The sequence below is a fragment of the Chakrabartyella piscis genome (assembly GCA_030067835.1).
Taxonomy (GTDB): Bacteria; Bacillota; Clostridia; order Lachnospirales; family Anaerotignaceae; genus Chakrabartyella; species Chakrabartyella piscis.
Genome location: CP092441.1, coordinates 626,731 through 643,541 on the forward strand (window position 1 = coordinate 626,731; position 16,811 = coordinate 643,541).

A 16,811-nucleotide genomic window follows, 5' to 3' on the forward strand; every position below is an offset into this window, starting at 1 on the left:
TGCAATCAGTGTATTCAAAAAATCAAGAAAATGAACACATATTGTAAAAGGGAGTTTGATTTCAATTATAAAAATGCTGCAACTGCCATCCAAACAGCAATGGTAATCACAGTTCTACCCAACAGGTTGAAACCAGTGTTTTCTGCAAAGAGTGCTTCTTTTGTAACACCAAGACCAATTGGCAATGCCCAAAATTGTGGATTGGATAGAGAAAGACCAAAGAAAATCATACGTATAATATTCACTACAAAAGCCAAGAAAATAAGCAAACTCAATAAGCTACGAATCTGAGTCATAAAGGAAGCATTGCTCTGACTGGTGTGCTTAGAAAAAGTTTGTGTTTGTTTGGGAGCCTGATAACTGCCGGAAGAATTCCATTGTTGTGTTTGGAAGCCAGTAGAAGCATTTGGTTGTTGTGAACTGGCAGAAGGTCTCCAAACTTGTTGTCTTTGGGAAGATTGTTGCTGAGTAACACCATATGTATTGAGCCCTTTATAGTTGGAAGTTCCATTGTTCAATATATAGGTAGAACCCATTCTTGAAACATAGGGAATCTTTCCGCTGTCAATCAGACTTCGGGTGTAAGAGGTAGAGCCTTCTAGTGAATTGGTTTCTGTATCTTTACCAAATCCTCGCACAAAATACCCGTTATTTATGATGAACTGTCTCAAAGTTTCTTCAAAACTATAGTCATTGATTTGTGAATAACCTTCAGATCTTAAATATTCACACAAAGAATGGATGGCTTCGGCTTTTGTCATAATAATCTCCTTAAGGGTATATTTTTTAATAAAAGTATACCCTTATAAACAGGTGATGTCAAATGGCACTTAGGAATATTTATAATTCAAATATGCTTCCAAAAACGACCCACCAAAACCATCATATCATCAGCTCTTTCCTTTGCAGAAGGCGATTCCAATAAGATTTTCTTGGCACCTTTTAGCACCAAATCCGCCAAATCTCTAGGGTTTGACATGGGGTTTTTGTGCAACCGTTTTTTCAGCCAAGATTCCAATTCATGTTCGCCACCAAATATATCGGTGATACCATCGGTCATCATAAAAATCAAATCACCATCTTTGAACGTGAATGCACGCTTGATGACTTCCACTTGTTGCAAAATACCAGCAGGCAAAGAATGGGTTTCCACAGACACCAAACGTTCACCACGATATATATAAGAAGCAACAGCCCCCATTTTGATAAATTCACCAACACCAGTAAACAAATCCATGTGGCAAATATCCAAGGTGGCATAGGTATCACCACCACTACCAAAAAGTAGCGCAGAATTGATGAGCTGAACAGCCAAATTGGTGTCAAATCCAGCTTCCATAAATTGCTCCAAAAGCTCAATGGCTTCGATGCTTTCTTTGGCAGCACCAGCACCTTTACCCATACCATCAGACAATGCCATCAAAACACCACCAGATTCTGTGTACAAAACAGAGGAAGCATCACCTGTAATGGTGTCAGAAGCGGGTAAGTATGCAGTTGCTGTGGTCAAAATATAGGGTGGTTCTTCCAAATAGGTGAGCAAACAAGGGGTATCTGCCTTTTGTGGGCAAATGCAATTGGAAGAAATGGTCATTTTGCAATGAAGTACATCCTCCACCAAGTGTAAAATTTGCTGTCTACAAACACCCAAACCATTGCAACCATCAAAGGCAATTTGTACTTGTTTGCGTTGTTGCATATCGTTTTCAGTGACACGCACATGCTCCACAGACAACCCTTCTGATTTGCAAGCTTCTAAAATTTCTTTTGCTTGCTCTTCATGGAATTTTGTGGTGGTTTCCAAATGTTGTCCAATGTTTTCTATGATTTCACCAACAGCAGACATTTGAGAACCCATCAATTGACGATTTTCCAAAAGTTTACCAGACCAATATTCCTTGTGACGTTGCAATTCCAAAATACGAGTGCTTTTCTCACAAAAGGCATCCAAACGTACACAACTTTCTTGAAACTGCATGGGAAATGAAATGGTGTTGACAGGGTGTTCCTGTGCCAATGTACTTGCCACCATGGGGTATGTATGTTGTACATCTTCTTTCCAACAATACTGAGCCAGACCACAACCTTTGCAAACAGAATCGGTCAGTTCATTGACAAGGGCAGGTATGTCTATTTTTGTAGCTTCTATTGCATCTGATTGAAAGTTTTTTGCCAAAGATTTGAATGCTTTGGCATAAGAATGGAGTTCCTCTTGTAACATTTCCTTTTTCCATAAATATTGGTGTTTCCACTGTGATTCTTCCCATAAAACCCGACTGTAGTTGGCAAGAAATGACTTTGGTGTGCACAAAAAGCAAATGATACCAACCATCCAACCCATAGAAAGATATTTGGCAATGGGCAGACCATCATGATAAAATAGAAAAATAAGAGGTGTGAGCAGTAAGCCTGTTGCAATTGGAATTTTGCCAAAATTTTGGAAGATACCACCCACCAAACCACTGACAGCAAAGGTGATAAACCAAATCAAAGGAATGCCACCACCAAGATATAAGATAAAACCAAAAATCATACCCACAGCAGAAGCACTGCCACAACCACCACGCAAAGCACAAAATCCAATCCAATAGGCAACAAAAGCAGCAACCACACCTTCTTGTACAATGGGAGAAGAAATGGCAGAAGCACCACAGAAACAACAAGCACCCAAAAAACAAAGACTGTACACTTCTTCTTTGGTAGGAATGTTGCGACTGTTGCGTTGCCAAAGATAGAGTAGGGCTTTTTGACCCATCAAAGAAAGTAAAATGACAAGGGCAGTTTCCACTGCTGCAAGTGCGAAGAAGAAGGTCAAACCACCTTGTGAGAAAGCATAAAATACACCTGACAAACACATGGCAAATCCACTGACCAAAGATTTACGCAGGGTGTAATCCCTTTGTAGATGGCGATGCAAAGTCATTTGGATGGCAGCACTGCTGGTTAGAATTGCCCAAGACTGTGTAGGCAAAATTTGCAAGCTACCAATGGCAACACCCACCCAAGCAAACCAAAAGAATAGTTTTTCTCCAAAGAAAAAAGATAGAAAAACCATACCCATAGGATGCAATAACTGCACTAAGGTGATGTGACCAAATAGGACACCCAAAGTGCCAATGAGAATTGCAGTACCAAAGGTTTTTAGCAGCTGTAGACCGCTTCCTTTGGTGAATTTGCGTTGTTGTATGTAAGATTCCAACTGTCCTTTTTCCAAATTGATGTTTGTTTTTTCCATATATATCCCTCCATTTCTTCCATTGTATCCAAAGATGGTGTTGGATTTTGTCACAATTGGAGACTTGGATTCGCAAACTACGACAAAAGGAAGGATATTTCGAGGATGTATCATTGAAAATTACTACGATTGTCAAGATATTCAAATATAGAAACAAGGATATCAATTTGAGCCAAACATTCAGAATTGCTCAATGTGTCATCTTGTAAAATGTGTTTGATTTTTTGCAATACAGTGCCAAGATCCAATTCCAAATCAGATGGTATGACATGTAAATTCTCTTTTTCTAATATATACATGATGCTTTTTTTGTTGGTTTCCATAAAATCACCCCTCAATAGTTGTTATAATCGTAATTATTATACGATTATAATGATTAAAATGCAATGTATTATCGTAGTAAAATTACGACAATATAAAGTATTTGGAGGGAAGTATGATGATGGATGTATTGGGGCAGATTACAAAACAAAGGGAACGCAGAGGTTGGACAGAATATTTGCTTGCAGAAAAAGCAGAATTGCCACAATCCACCATATCCTCTTGGTACAAAAAGCAGATGTTACCATCTTTATCTTCTTTGGAAAAAATATGCAATGCGTTTGATATGACAATGGCACAATTTTTCGCAGGTACAGAAGAAGCATTTCCATTGTCGGATGAACAACAGGAGTTGTTGGTAAAATGGGCATGCTTGCAAAACCAACAAAAAGAGCTGTTGTTGCAATTGATACAAACTATGTGAATTCAATATTGGGGTTGCAAAAGGTGGCGTAGAAACGTCACTTTTTTTGTAGCCAAAATTAAAGATAACGAGACTTATTATATACTTCGTATTATGCTTATAATCTGTAGTACGACGGTTGATTCGTGAATCAACCCTACAACTGCACACTTGAGTTTCGTGGTTATTCATGACGGCAGGAGCAAGCCCCTGCCCTACAGATGTGGCACATTTGAACTTTGTGGCAATTTATAACGGGATGTCGGGACGCCATCCCCTACACAAACATAATATCAAGATATTTTGAAACAGTAATCAAGAGGTGAGGGGCTTGTCACTCATGGTCTAATCGTAGGCTTTATAACATCACACTGTTTACTTTCGGAGGTATTTTTAAGGACTCACCGCCAAAGAAGTGGCGGTCACCGTAGGTGATTTTGCTTGCAAAATGATGACCCGTCGTGTTAGACCCTTTGAATCGGGGCAAGTAAGCCAAAAGATAAGGTGAAGAAAGAGCGAGAGGGCAATGTAGTGTTGCGGCTAGAAGGTGCAATGGCAGAGAATATGCAATAATGATATTGATTAGAGGAATATTAAAACAAAACAAATATTGACACATTGTTCAAAAAGATGTTGACATACCGTTCAACATATAGTATGGTACTCGTTGAACAATATGTCAATGAACGATGTGTCAACAAAGGAGGTGAGGCATACAAGCATTAGATTTAAATGATATAACTGCTGAAAAAGGTTGCGATATGTTTTGGTGGTTTGTAGTGTTTTGTATTTTTGGATAGCTTAATAAAAAAGGAGGGAGCTATGGAACTGATTGTAGCCATTGTTTTGGCAATCGTCTTTGGTGGTTTGCAATTTTTCTTGCTTTGGAAGGGGATTCGTTCCATGGCAAATCATCAGCTGAAGATATTTTATTTCGTTGCACAGTTTTTCTGTCCACTTGTGGCGTTGGGATTGTGCGTTTGGCTGGCAAAGGATTGGCTGGTTTTATCAGCATCCATCATCTGTGGCATCCTAGTTGTAGGTGCCATAGCTTATAAAGTCTATATGCAAAAACAAGAGAGAAGGAAGGTTTGATTTTTTTGGATTCTATCTTAATGCTAGGGCTGTTGGCTCTAGGGCTTTTGTTGGCAAACATGGGTTTCTTTTGGCGAAGGAATCTGAAAAAAAGCATAGATCAAAAGCCTGAAAATAAATCTAAGTTGACCATAGCAACAGCCATGTTTCTTGGTGGTGGCTGGTTTTTCTTAGGTCAATTACTCACCTTGATTTTCGGTGAGAAAAATGAAGAAATTGCCGTGGAAATCTGGGCACCTAGAACAGAGTTTTTGGGAATGGATTTTAGTACCACTGTATTGATTTCTTGGGTGATTTTAGCAATTTGCCTCATATTGGCATTGCTATTTCGCTTATTAGTGGTACCGAAAATGACTGATAATCCCAAAGGCATACAAAATGTCATGGAGATGGCGGTGGAAGCTATTTGTAAATTTACCCATTCCAACGTGGGTGATTTGGGCAATAACTTACCAGCATATTTGTTCTCCACATTTGTCTTTTTGATTGGCTGTGCTGCTGTGGAATTGATGGGTGTTCGAGCACCAACAGCAGACATCACAATGACATTTGCATTATCCATCATCACCTTTTTCCTAATCAATTATTATGGTTTCAAGAAAAAAGGTTTTGGGGGAAGAATCAAGTCTATGGCGAGTCCAAATGCCATGATTCTACCCATTAAAATTGTATCGGATTTGGCAGTGCCAATCTCTTTGGCTTGTCGACTTTTTGGAAATATGTTGGCTGGGATGATTGTTATGGAACTGCTCTATGTGGTGTTGGGCAACCATGCCATTGCCATTCCAAGTGTGGCTGGGTTATATTTCAATGTTGCCCATCCATTGATTCAAGCATATATCTTTGTTACCTTGACACTCACCTTTATTGGTGAAGCGACTGAAGAAGCGCACGCATAAAAATATTAGTGATTAAATATGGAGGATTTTATTATGGAAAATGGTTTGATTGCAATTGCTGCCGCATTGGCAGTTTTACCTTGTGGTTTGGCAGGTCTTGGCATGGGTTTGGGTACAGGGCGTGCTGCTGAAGCGACCGCTCGTCAACCAGAAGCTTCTGGCAAAATCAGTGCTACCTTGCTTTTGGGTTTGGCTTTGGCAGAATCTTGTGCCATCTATGGCTTCGTTATGGCTCTTATCATCGCATTTGTTATGTAAGGAGGAAATATGGAATTTCATTTGATTGATATTATACTACACCTGATTAACATTGTTGTGCTGTTTGTTTTATTGAAAATGTGGGTATTCAAGCCTGTGCAATCTTTTATGGCTGCTCGTCAAGAAAGGGTTGCAGCTCAGTTGGAGGATGCCGACAATCAGCAAATGGAAGCACAAAATTTGAAACAAGAATTGAACCAAAAGCTATCTTCAATGAACGATACCTGTGAACAAATGATCAGCGAAAGTCGTAAAAAGGGTAGTGATGCAGCTCAAAAAATCATTGACAACGCAGAGGAAAAGGCTCGAAACATACTACAAGAAACACGTATTGCAGCCACTTCCCAACAACAACAGATTTTGGATTCTGCCAAAGTGGACATAGCAGATTTGGCAGTGGATATGGCAAGTCGTGTTTTGAAATTTGATCAAGATATTCTTTCACAAGTGGTGGAACCTAAAGAGAAAAAAGGTACTATGAAAGGTACATTGAAAACAGCTACTCACTGCGAAAAAGACACATTGTCTGAGATGAGCAATATGTTGGAAAACCTATTGGGAACCAATCTTCATTTGGATGTCCAAGAGGATGAAAGTTTGATTGGCGGGTTTATTGCCTATATCAATGGACAAGTCTATGATTTTAGCTATGCAACGCAACTACATTCGATGAAACAGGCACTACAATAAAGGAGGGAACCCTATGCTACAATTTGATAACACCAATATAGGAACCTTTCTCAAAGAAAAACTGCAAGATTTCACACCAGAAATGGTCAATTATCAATATGGTACAGTCATCAGTTCTCAAGATGGCATTGTCACTGTAAAAGGGTTGTCTGGCGCAAAATATGGGGAACTATTGGAATTTGAAAATGATACTTATGGCATGGCGATGGACTTGGGGCTAGACAAAGTGAGTGCTTGTCTTTTGACCAAAGGTGATTATGTTACACCAGGTTCTATGGTGCGTGCCACAGGACGTATTTCTGATGTGGGTGTTGGAGATAACTTATTGGGTCGTGTGGTAGATCCCATTGGCAGATCGCTAGATGGCAAACCACTACATGTGACGGAATATCGTCCAACTGAATTTCCAGCACCAGCCATTATGGATAGATCGCCTGTCAACACACCTATGGAAACGGGGATTTTGGCGGTAGACTCCATGATTCCCATTGGACGTGGACAACGTGAGTTGATTATTGGCGATCGCCAAACAGGAAAAACAACCATTGCATTGTCTGCCATGATGAATCAGAAAGAATCTGGTGTCATTTGTGTTTATTGTGCCATTGGACAAAAAGCATCCTCTGTGTCGAATTTGGTACACACATTAGAAGAAGATGGTACCATGGAACATACCGTTGTGGTGGCTGCTCCAGCTTCCAACAGTGCAACTATGCAATATTTGGCACCTTATGCTGCTTGTGCCATTGCAGAATATTTTATGTATAAAGGGAAAGATGTTTTGGTGGTTTATGATGATTTATCCAAACACGCTGTGGCATATAGAACCATGTCATTGTTATTGAAACGTCCATCTGGTCGTGAAGCATATCCAGGGGATGTGTTCTATCTGCATAGCAGACTTTTGGAACGTGCAGCAAAATTATCCCCAGAACTTGGCGGTGGATCAATGACTGCATTGCCCATTGTGGAAACCATGGCTGGAGATATTTCTGCTTATATTCCAACCAATGTGATTTCCATTACAGATGGTCAAATCTACTTGGAAAGTGAACTGTTCCATGCCGGTATTCGTCCAGCGGTAAATGTTGGGTTGTCTGTATCTCGTGTGGGTAGAAGTGCTCAATACAATGCCATGAAAGCGGTATCTGGCAGTTTGCGATTGGAAGTTGCACAATATCGAGATTTGGCGGTATTTGCTCAGTTTGGTGCAGATGTGGATGATACCACAAGAGCATTGCTTGCCAAAGGTGCCAATATCACTGAGTTTTTGAAGCAATCCAAGGAAACCATTCATCCATTGTCCACGCAAGTGGCACTGCTGACCTTGTTTGATATACCTTTCATGTCTAAGCTCAAAACAACTGAAGTTGCCAAGTTCCAAGAAAAATTACTTGCTTATTTACAAGAACATGAAATGGAACTGATGGCAGAAATTGATAGAACAAAGCAGTTGACATTGGAAAACGGAAAGGCTTTGCGTCATGCCATAGAAACCTTTGCTAGGTATTGGGAGGAATGATGTATGGAGAGTATCAGTGAAATCAGACATCATATTGGTGCTGTAGAACAAACAAAGAAAATCACAAATGCCATGGAAAAGGTTTCCTCTGCACGCATGAAAAAGTTTGCAGACAGAATCCCATACAATATGGAATATTTCCAACGAATGCAGACCATTATGAAGGATATTCTTTTGTCCAGTGGGGAAATCAAACATCCTTATTTGGTGGAGCATCCTGGTCCAAGACGTACTTTTTTGGTCATTGCTGGGGACAAGGGCATGGCTGGTAGTTACAATGCAAATGTACTCAATATGGCATATGAAGCTATCTCAAAATGTGAAGATTACCACTTGATTACAGTGGGCGTGATTGCAACAGCTTATTTCCGCAAAAAGGGTATTGAGCCAGAGTTTGAAGCTGTGGGTATCGCCCAAGATCCTTCGGTTCGTAGTGCCACGCAGTTGGCAACTCCACTGATGGAGCTTTTTGATAGGGATCAAACAGATGAAATTTGGATGTATTATACTGTCTATGAAGAAGCAGATGGCCATGTGGTCAATCGTCCTCATAAAAGACGATTACTTCCGCTTTTGTTGGAGAACTTCGAACATTATAATAGCGAAAATGACTTATCCAATCAGCCTATATATAGTCCATCGGAGCAAGAATTGTTTGACCAGATGGTGCATCAGTTGATTGTTTGTCAGATTTTTGATGGATTGGTGCAATCCTATGCTGGTGAGCATTATGCTCGTATGAATGCCATGAAAAGTGCCACCGACAATGCCAATGAGTTATTGGAAAAGTTGCAACTGACTTTGAACATGGCACGTCAATCACAAATCACACAGGAAATTGCCGAAATCAGTGGTGCAGCTCTGGCACAAGAGTCAGAAGAAAAAGAAAAAGAGGAGGTGTGCCAAGTGGAGTGCACAGAAGCAATTATTTCACAGATTAGCGGTCCTGTTTTGACCGTTCAATATCCAGAAACAGAAAGGTACAATCTCCATGATTTATTGGTTACTGAAAATGGTGTCCATATGGAAGTTGCTGCTCACGGTAAACCGGGGGAAGTTCGTTGTGTTGCACTGGATGCCACCTATGGACTGGCTTGCGGTATGACCGTTACCAATACAAATGCTTGCATCCATGTCCCCGTGGGTGAAGCTGTTTTGGGGCGGGTGGTAAATGTGTTGGGCAATCCCATAGACAATAAGGGTGATATCGATGCACCCCATTCCCCGATTTATCGGGATGCCCCAGCCTTTGCCTCATTGACTCCAAAAACAGAATTTTTGGAAACAGGAATCAAGGTAATCGACTTGCTGACACCTTATGCCAAAGGTGGTAAAATCGGTTTGTTTGGTGGTGCGGGTGTTGGCAAAACTGTTTTGATTATGGAAATGATTTATAACATTGCCAAAGAACATGGTGGATATTCTGTGTTTACTGGCGTTGGGGAAAGAAGTAGGGAAGGTAACGATTTGATTCACGATATGACAGAATCTGGAGCCCTTTCCAAAACTGCTATGGCGTTTGGTCAAATGAATGAGCCACCAGGTTCTCGTATGCGAGTTGCTCTCACAGGACTTACCATGGCAGAACATTTTAGAGATGAAATGAACCGAGATGTGCTTCTCTTTGTGGATAATATTTTCCGTTATGTGCAAGCTGGGAATGAAGTTTCTGCAATGCTTGGAAGAATGCCATCTGCTGTTGGATATCAACCAACCCTTGCTCAAGAATTGGGCGAATTGCAAGAAAGAATCACTTCCACAGACAAAGGTTCCATTACCTCGGTGCAAGCAATCTATGTTCCAGCCGATGACTTGACAGATCCAGCTCCAGCAACGATTTTCTCTCATTTGGATGCAACAACAGTTTTGTCTCGTCAGATTGCAGAAATGGGTATCTATCCAGCTGTTAGCCCTTTGGAATCCAATTCTCGTATTTTGGATCCATCCATTGTAGGGGAACGTCATTATTCTGTGGCACGTCGTGTACAGGAATGTTTGCAACGATACAACGAACTGAAGGACATCATTGCCATTTTGGGTATGGAAGAATTGTCTGACGAAGATCGAAAAGTGGTGTATCGTGCTAGAAAAATCCAAATGTTCCTATCCCAACCTATGAATGCTGCCGAAACATTCACAGGACAACCCGGACGATTTGTTCCCTTGGCAAAAACCATCGAAAGCTTTGAAGCCATTGTCAATGGGGAAGTGGACGATTTGCCAGAATCTGCCTTCTTTATGGTAGGTGACATCGATGAGGTACGAGAAAAGGCCAAGGAGTTGATGACACATGAAGGATAATTTGTTTGAATTGGAAATCCTAACGCCAGAATATCGTTTTTTCAAAGGAGAGGTATCTGCCATGACCTTCGTTGCCGATGATGGTGAATGGACAATTTTGGCAAATCATGCACCTTTGGTGGCAGTGTTGCAACCCAATGTCATTCGTTGGAAGGCGGATGGAGTGTGGAAAGAAGCGGTCAATGCAGAAGGGTATATGGAAGTGACAGCACACAAGGTGGTTGTGTTTTGTGGAGCGTGTGATTGGCCAGAAGATATTGATGTACGACGTGCAGAAGAAGCAAGAAAACACGCAGAGGAAGCCATTCGTCAAGCAAAAAGTCGAACAGAGCATAAAAATGCCCAAATCCAGTTGGCACGTGCCATGGCAAGACTTCGCAATGTCAACCACACACATTTGTGATGCACAATTGACGGGCTAACCGTGTATTATATAAGAATTATTTGAAAATGGAACGGGAGTGATTGTATGAATGCAGAAAATGATTCACTACAACTTGAGTATGAGGATAAAACAATGGCTGAAACCGAAACAATGGATAAAACCGAAACAATAGATATCAGTGAACATCAAGACATACTGAAAGCACATAAAATTGGAGATATTAGCTTGACTGTCACGACAGTAATTTTGGTCATCATTAGCTTATATGTTGATGCACATTTCGCACCATTTATTATACTTTTGATGTCCTCAAGAATTGGAAAATCGGTGTATACGATTATCAAAACAACTTCAAAAAAAGAAATTGGTAAACTTGTGGTATGGCTTGCATTATTTGCAAAGTCAGCAGCTTCTTGTTTCCAACTTTTGGTGTGACCACAAAATTGACACATCGTTTAATATGTAGTATAATCAGACTTGAATGATGTTGGTTGAAGGGGGCTTATGGATGAAAATAAAGGATTTGCATCACGAAACAGCAATAAAGATAATAGAATGTTCCATTGAATTGTTCAATGAACATGGGTATGAAGGAACTTCCATTAGTGATATTTCAAAGAAAACAGAAATGTCCAGAGGCATTCTTTACCATTATTTCAAGAACAAAGATAGTCTGTATTTATATTGTGTCAAAAAATGTATAGATGATTTTAGGTTATATATCAAAGAAAATACCAACGATTTGCATAAAGGTAAAGAAGCGGCATTGGCATTGTTGAATACACAGCAGAATTTTTTGAAAATTCATCCACAGTATCGTGTATTGTGCTACAATACTTTGGCGCAACGTCCAGCACATTTATGTGATGAGCTTTTCGAAATCAAAAAAGCACTTAAGGAAGACAATGCTTTGGCATTTGAAGATGCCTTCAAAGATGTGAAATTTGGAAAGGGTGTTACTTTAAATGATGCACTTCGTTTCTTAACACTTTTGCAAAACAATGCTGTATGTGCATTGGATATATTATCGGATATAGAAAATGCAAATGCCCAAGAGGAAGCTTTTTTTCGAACAGCAACCATTTTTATCAATGGATTGGAACAAGATTTTGAAACAGAGGGGTAATAAATTTGTGAGGATAACCTGTGGTCGCTTTTGTAATGACATAGAATAAGATGTAGGGGCGGATTCCATATCCGCCTATTTTGTTTCAATACAGATATTTGCATGAGATGAATTTTAAGGAGTGGTAAATAATGAAAGATAAGGAGAATCCTCAAAATGACTTGGTTTCCATCATTGTGCCTGCCTATAATGCAGAAGCCACAATCAAAAGATGTTTGGACAGTATCGTAAAACAAAGCTATCGAGAAATAGAAATCATTGTCATCAATGATGGTAGCATAGATGATAAACATGATATTTTGGAGGAATACAAACAACTAGATTCCAGAATCATTGTGATACACATAGAAAACAGTGGTGTTTCCTGTGCTAGAAATGAAGGTTTGGCAGTTGCGAAAGGGAAGTATATTCAATTTGTGGATAGCGATGATTGGATTGAGGCAGATACAACAAAATTGTTGGTACAAGCCATTTGGAATGATTGCGAACTGGTGATTTCTGATTATACAAGGGTATTTGAAAAACGTAAGATGGTTTGTGGGGATATCAAAACCAAAGGCATCATTACACGAACAGAATTTGCACTGGAAATGCTGAAAGCACCTTCTAACTTTTATTATGGAGTGCTTTGGAATAAGTTGTACCATGCAGATATCATCAAAGAGCACAATCTATCTTTTTCTGAGGAGCTGAGTTGGTGTGAAGATTTTCTGTTCAATCTGGAATACCTACAATATGTGAAATGGGTTTATATTTTGCATCAACCACTGTATGATTATGTCAAAACAAAAGGAAGTCTATCCTCTATCGGGGGTGATATCAAAGAAGTTGTTGGTATGAAAACCGCCCTTTTTAAGCACTATAAATCATTATATGAATCTATGGATTTATACAATGAAAACAAAATGAAAATTAACCGATTTTATATTGATTTTGCAAGGGATACCATCAAATCCTATCACAAAACAAGAAAGTGAGAACACACTATGCCGACAAAAAACACAAAGAAACCGATTATTTATTACTGGTGTATCGCATTGCTCATCATTATGGCAATTAATACATTTATTTTACCCTTGTTCGCTCAAAGCAATGTGGTAACAGTCACATATGATGTCTTTTTGGATAGCCTACAAGCAGATGAAATTACCCAAGTAGAGGTTCGGGATGATTCCATTTATTATATTATCGAAACCGATGAAGTGGAAGATTCCAGTGAAACACTCATCACATTAAACCAAGAGAAACCAACGGTATATCAAACAGTTCGTATGCAGGATACGTCTTTGGTAGACCGACTTTATGAAGCAGGCGTTACTTTTACAGAGGTTTTGGCAGCAGAACCATCTCTTTTCTCAACCATCATCAGTACAGTGATTATGATTGCTGTTTTTTCTCTGATTTGGCAATTTATCATGAGAAAAATCATGGGGAAATCAGGCGGTATGGGCAATGCCATGTCCTTTGGAAAATCCAAAGCGAAAATATATGTTGCGGCACAAACAGGCAAAACATTCAAAGATGTTGCTGGACAAGATGAAGCAAAAGAAGCTTTGACAGAAATTGTTGACTTCTTGCATCATCCAGAAAAATATGCAGAAGTGGGTGCGAAACTGCCAAAAGGTGCGCTGCTTGTGGGTCCTCCAGGAACAGGGAAAACACTACTTGCACAAGCTGTTGCAGGGGAAGCAAATGTCCCATTCTTTTCCATTTCTGGTTCGGAATTTGTAGAAATGTTTGTGGGTATGGGTGCAGCAAAAGTTCGAGATTTGTTCAAACAGGCAAACGAAAAAGCACCTTGTATTGTGTTCATTGATGAAATTGACACCATTGGCAAAAAGAGGGATAATGGACCTAGTGGTGGTGGAAATGATGAACGTGAACAAACATTGAATCAACTATTGACAGAAATGGATGGTTTTGATGGTCAAAAAGGTGTTGTTATTTTGGCAGCTACCAATAGACCAGAAACATTGGATAAAGCACTTCTTAGACCGGGTAGATTTGATAGACGTGTGCCTGTAGAGTTGCCTGATTTGCATGGTCGTGAAGCCATTTTAAAGGTTCATGCAGAGAAAATCAAAATGGAAGAAACCATAGATTTCAATGCCATAGCAAGAGCAACAGCAGGTGCATCGGGTGCAGAGCTTGCAAATATCATCAATGAAGGGGCACTTCGAGCTGTACGAATGGGCAGAAATATGGTCAATCAAAATGACTTGGAAGAAAGTGTGGAAGTCATTATTGCTGGGTATCAAAGAAAGGGTAAAGTGATTTCAAAACACGAAAAAGAAATCATTGCTTACCATGAAGTGGGACACGCTTTGGTTGCAGCTTTGCAAAAAAAATCTGCACCAGTTCATAAAATCACCATCATACCAAGAACTTCTGGTGCTTTGGGATATACCATGCAATTGGAAGAAAGTGAGGTTTTCCTTCTGGATAAAGAAGTGGCATTCAACAAAATTGTAACCTTTACAGGAGGTAGAGTTGCTGAGGAAATTCAGTTTGGCTCCATCACATCAGGTGCATCCAACGACATTGAACAAGCAACAAGAATTGCAAGGGCTATGATTGCAAGATATGGTATGGATGATGATTTTGGCATGGTTGCATTTGAAACGGTGAACAATGCGTATCTAGGTGGAGATGCTTCCCTTGCTTGTTCCGATGAAACAGCCACAAAGATTGATGAAGCTGTGGTGAAATTGGTTAGAGAAGCCCATGACAAAGCATATCAAATTATTTCTGAAAACAAAGAAAAATTGATGGAAATTTCAAATTATCTTCTGGAAAAAGAAACGATTACAGGCGAAGAATTTATGGGTGTTTTGAATGGAACTATGAAAAAAGAAAGTATTTGATGGTTGTAGCAGAATAAGGGGGATATGAAATGAATCGGTTTCGAAATTTTATGGTGGGACGATATGGAACAGATAAATTGGGAATAGCATTGCTGATATTGTCGATGATTTTATCGTGGACTGGTGGTTTAACAGGATTGGAACCATTGGTAGTTGTTTCCTATGTGCCATTTATATGGTGTATATATCGGATGTTTTCCAAAAACATTTATGTACGAATGAATGAAAACAATAAATTTCTCACCAAATATACTCCTGTTGAAACTGCAATCAAGAAAAAAGTACAGGTGCTATTTGGCACAAAAACCCATAAATATTATAAATGTTCTGGTTGCGGGCAAATGATTCGTGTGCCAAGAGGACGTGGTAAAGTGGAAATTGCTTGCCCAAAATGCAACAATCGCTTCATCACAAAAACATAAGATATTGAACTAAGGAGAAAAAATGGATAGAAAAAAATTGCTTTTGATTTATAATCCCCACTCTGGAAAAGGGCAGATGAATTGGAATCTTGGCGAAATTGTTGAGATGTATACCAAAAATGGATATATCGTGACAGTTTGCCCAACACAGGGGAAAAAAGATGCAGTTAATCTTGTGACAGAGTATGCAGACCAATACGAAATGATTGTTTGTAGTGGTGGAGATGGAACAGTAAGCGAAATTATGAATGGATTGATTGCCATAGACAATCCGCCACTCATTGGATATATCCCCAGTGGAACCACCAATGATTTTGCATCTAGTTTGGGCATTTCAAAGAATATTATGACAGCGGCAGAAACTGTTGTGGAGGGAATGCCCTTTGCTTGCGATGTGGGAACCTTCAATGGGCAAGCATTTGGTTATATTGCAGCATTTGGCTTGTTTACTGATGTTTCTTATCAAACTCCACAGGAAATGAAAAATGTTTTGGGCAGAATGGCTTATCTTTTGGAAGGGGCAAAGCGATTGGGGCATATTCCTTCTTATCATTTGACGGTGAAAACAAAAACAGAAATCATTAGCGGTGAATTTATTTATGGGATGATTACCAACTCCACTTCTATTGGTGGATTCAAAGGTTTGAGTGGAGATAAAGTGAAGTTGGATGATGGTTTGTTTGAAGTGGTTTTGGCAAAAAAACCGAAAAATTTATCGGATATCCATGCACTTTTGCAGTGTGTTCTAACAGCAACTCCTGATCCAAATTATTTATATACTTACCAAACAGAATGGGTTGCAATCACTAGTGAAACACCCATTGATTGGACTTTGGATGGTGAATTTGGTGGAAGTTTCACACAGGTTGATATTGAAAATCATAAACAAGCGGTTCGTATTATGATTGACCGTTGAACATGGTGAGTGGCAAAGTGGCATGTGGTTACAGTAAACGAGATGAAAAGAAAATGAAAATGAGAATGGGGCACTGAGAGTGAAATCTTGGTGTCTTTTTTGGTATAAATTAGCCCTCTATTTTTCTATCACAATAGAACAAACAGTAGGATAGAAAAATGGCTTTGCTCTACTGTGATTCACCATACTATGTTGCTTTAGATATGATGTTGATTATAGAAATGATAATTTTGTGTATACACCATTTAATATGAATAAAATATATTAAATACAAGAAAAAAGGTATAAAGGGAAAAATGTATAATAAAAAAAGAAAAAACGGGATAAAACCAACAAAACATGTGATATATTGCCAATAAATGTTAAAAATGACG

General features: G+C 39.3%; 17 protein-coding genes and 1 pseudogene. 15 read left to right on the forward strand and 3 right to left on the reverse strand.

The window, feature by feature from the left end:
- Window positions 1-65 precede the first annotated feature (65 nt).
- The 3 genes from MJY40_RS02750 to MJY40_RS02760 form a co-directional block, all read right to left on the reverse strand.
- Window positions 66-761, reverse strand: coding sequence for a hypothetical protein (locus MJY40_RS02750; protein ID WP_317855553.1), 696 nt, complete (start codon window positions 759-761; stop codon window positions 66-68).
- Window positions 762-847: 86 nt separating this feature from the next.
- Window positions 848-3,235, reverse strand: a complete 2,388-nt coding sequence (locus MJY40_RS02755; protein ID WP_317855554.1) for a SpoIIE family protein phosphatase — start codon at window positions 3,233-3,235, stop codon at window positions 848-850.
- A 110-nt stretch (window positions 3,236-3,345) separates the two neighbouring features.
- Window positions 3,346-3,558, reverse strand: a complete 213-nt coding sequence (locus MJY40_RS02760; RefSeq protein ID WP_317855555.1) for a hypothetical protein — start codon at window positions 3,556-3,558, stop codon at window positions 3,346-3,348.
- A gap of 113 nt (window positions 3,559-3,671) precedes the next feature.
- Between MJY40_RS02760 and MJY40_RS02765 the strand changes: the two genes are divergently transcribed.
- The 15 genes and pseudogenes from MJY40_RS02765 to MJY40_RS02835 all read left to right on the forward strand — a co-directional run bounded on the left by MJY40_RS02765 (window position 3,672) and on the right by MJY40_RS02835 (window position 16,437).
- On the forward strand, window positions 3,672-3,980 hold the full coding sequence (locus MJY40_RS02765; protein WP_317855556.1) for a helix-turn-helix domain-containing protein: 309 nt from the start codon (window positions 3,672-3,674) through the stop codon (window positions 3,978-3,980).
- Between the two features lie 801 nt (window positions 3,981-4,781).
- The gene (locus MJY40_RS02770) at window positions 4,782-5,054 is read left to right on the forward strand and encodes a hypothetical protein (RefSeq protein WP_317855557.1); all 273 of its coding nucleotides are present in this window, start codon (window positions 4,782-4,784) and stop codon (window positions 5,052-5,054) included.
- On the forward strand, window positions 5,051-5,953 hold the full coding sequence (locus tag MJY40_RS02775) for a FoF1 ATP synthase subunit A (RefSeq protein ID WP_317855558.1): 903 nt from the start codon (window positions 5,051-5,053) through the stop codon (window positions 5,951-5,953). The genes MJY40_RS02770 and MJY40_RS02775 overlap by 4 nt, the downstream gene beginning before the upstream one ends.
- Window positions 5,954-5,986: 33 nt before the next feature.
- Entirely contained in the window at window positions 5,987-6,211 is a 225-nt protein-coding gene (gene atpE / locus MJY40_RS02780) for an ATP synthase F0 subunit C (protein WP_317855559.1), read from the forward strand.
- 9 nt (window positions 6,212-6,220) lie between these two features.
- Window positions 6,221-6,901, forward strand: a complete 681-nt coding sequence (gene atpF, locus MJY40_RS02785) for a F0F1 ATP synthase subunit B (RefSeq protein ID WP_317855560.1) — start codon at window positions 6,221-6,223, stop codon at window positions 6,899-6,901.
- A 13-nt stretch (window positions 6,902-6,914) separates the two neighbouring features.
- A complete protein-coding gene (gene atpA / locus MJY40_RS02790) occupies window positions 6,915-8,423 on the forward strand; it encodes a F0F1 ATP synthase subunit alpha (RefSeq protein ID WP_317855561.1) in 1,509 nt (502 codons plus the stop codon).
- Between the two features lie 3 nt (window positions 8,424-8,426).
- Window positions 8,427-9,227 (forward strand): annotated as a pseudogene (locus MJY40_RS15530) (F0F1 ATP synthase subunit gamma); the annotation flags it as partial.
- A gap of 120 nt (window positions 9,228-9,347) precedes the next feature.
- Complete coding sequence (atpD, locus tag MJY40_RS15535) at window positions 9,348-10,724, forward strand: F0F1 ATP synthase subunit beta (RefSeq protein ID WP_317856397.1); 1,377 nt, start codon at window positions 9,348-9,350, stop codon at window positions 10,722-10,724.
- Window positions 10,714-11,127 carry an ATP synthase F1 subunit epsilon gene (gene atpC, locus MJY40_RS02805; protein WP_317855562.1) on the forward strand — a complete coding sequence of 138 codons (414 nt, stop codon included), beginning with the start codon at window positions 10,714-10,716 and terminating at the stop codon, window positions 11,125-11,127. The genes atpD and atpC overlap by 11 nt, the downstream gene beginning before the upstream one ends.
- 66 nt (window positions 11,128-11,193) lie before the next feature.
- Complete coding sequence (locus MJY40_RS02810; protein WP_317855563.1) at window positions 11,194-11,544, forward strand: hypothetical protein; 351 nt, start codon at window positions 11,194-11,196, stop codon at window positions 11,542-11,544.
- Window positions 11,545-11,617: 73 nt separating this feature from the next.
- Entirely contained in the window at window positions 11,618-12,235 is a 618-nt protein-coding gene (locus MJY40_RS02815) for a TetR/AcrR family transcriptional regulator (protein ID WP_317855564.1), read from the forward strand.
- Window positions 12,236-12,366: 131 nt separating this feature from the next.
- Window positions 12,367-13,212 (forward strand): glycosyltransferase, encoded by an 846-nt coding sequence (locus tag MJY40_RS02820; RefSeq protein WP_317855565.1) that lies wholly within the window; start codon window positions 12,367-12,369, stop codon window positions 13,210-13,212.
- Between the two features lie 9 nt (window positions 13,213-13,221).
- On the forward strand, window positions 13,222-15,099 hold the full coding sequence (ftsH, locus tag MJY40_RS02825) for an ATP-dependent zinc metalloprotease FtsH (protein ID WP_317855566.1): 1,878 nt from the start codon (window positions 13,222-13,224) through the stop codon (window positions 15,097-15,099).
- 29 nt (window positions 15,100-15,128) lie between these two features.
- Entirely contained in the window at window positions 15,129-15,521 is a 393-nt protein-coding gene (locus MJY40_RS02830; protein ID WP_317855567.1) for a TFIIB-type zinc ribbon-containing protein, read from the forward strand.
- A 22-nt stretch (window positions 15,522-15,543) separates the two neighbouring features.
- Window positions 15,544-16,437 carry a diacylglycerol/lipid kinase family protein gene (locus tag MJY40_RS02835; protein ID WP_317855568.1) on the forward strand — a complete coding sequence of 298 codons (894 nt, stop codon included), beginning with the start codon at window positions 15,544-15,546 and terminating at the stop codon, window positions 16,435-16,437.
- Window positions 16,438-16,811 lie beyond the last annotated feature (374 nt).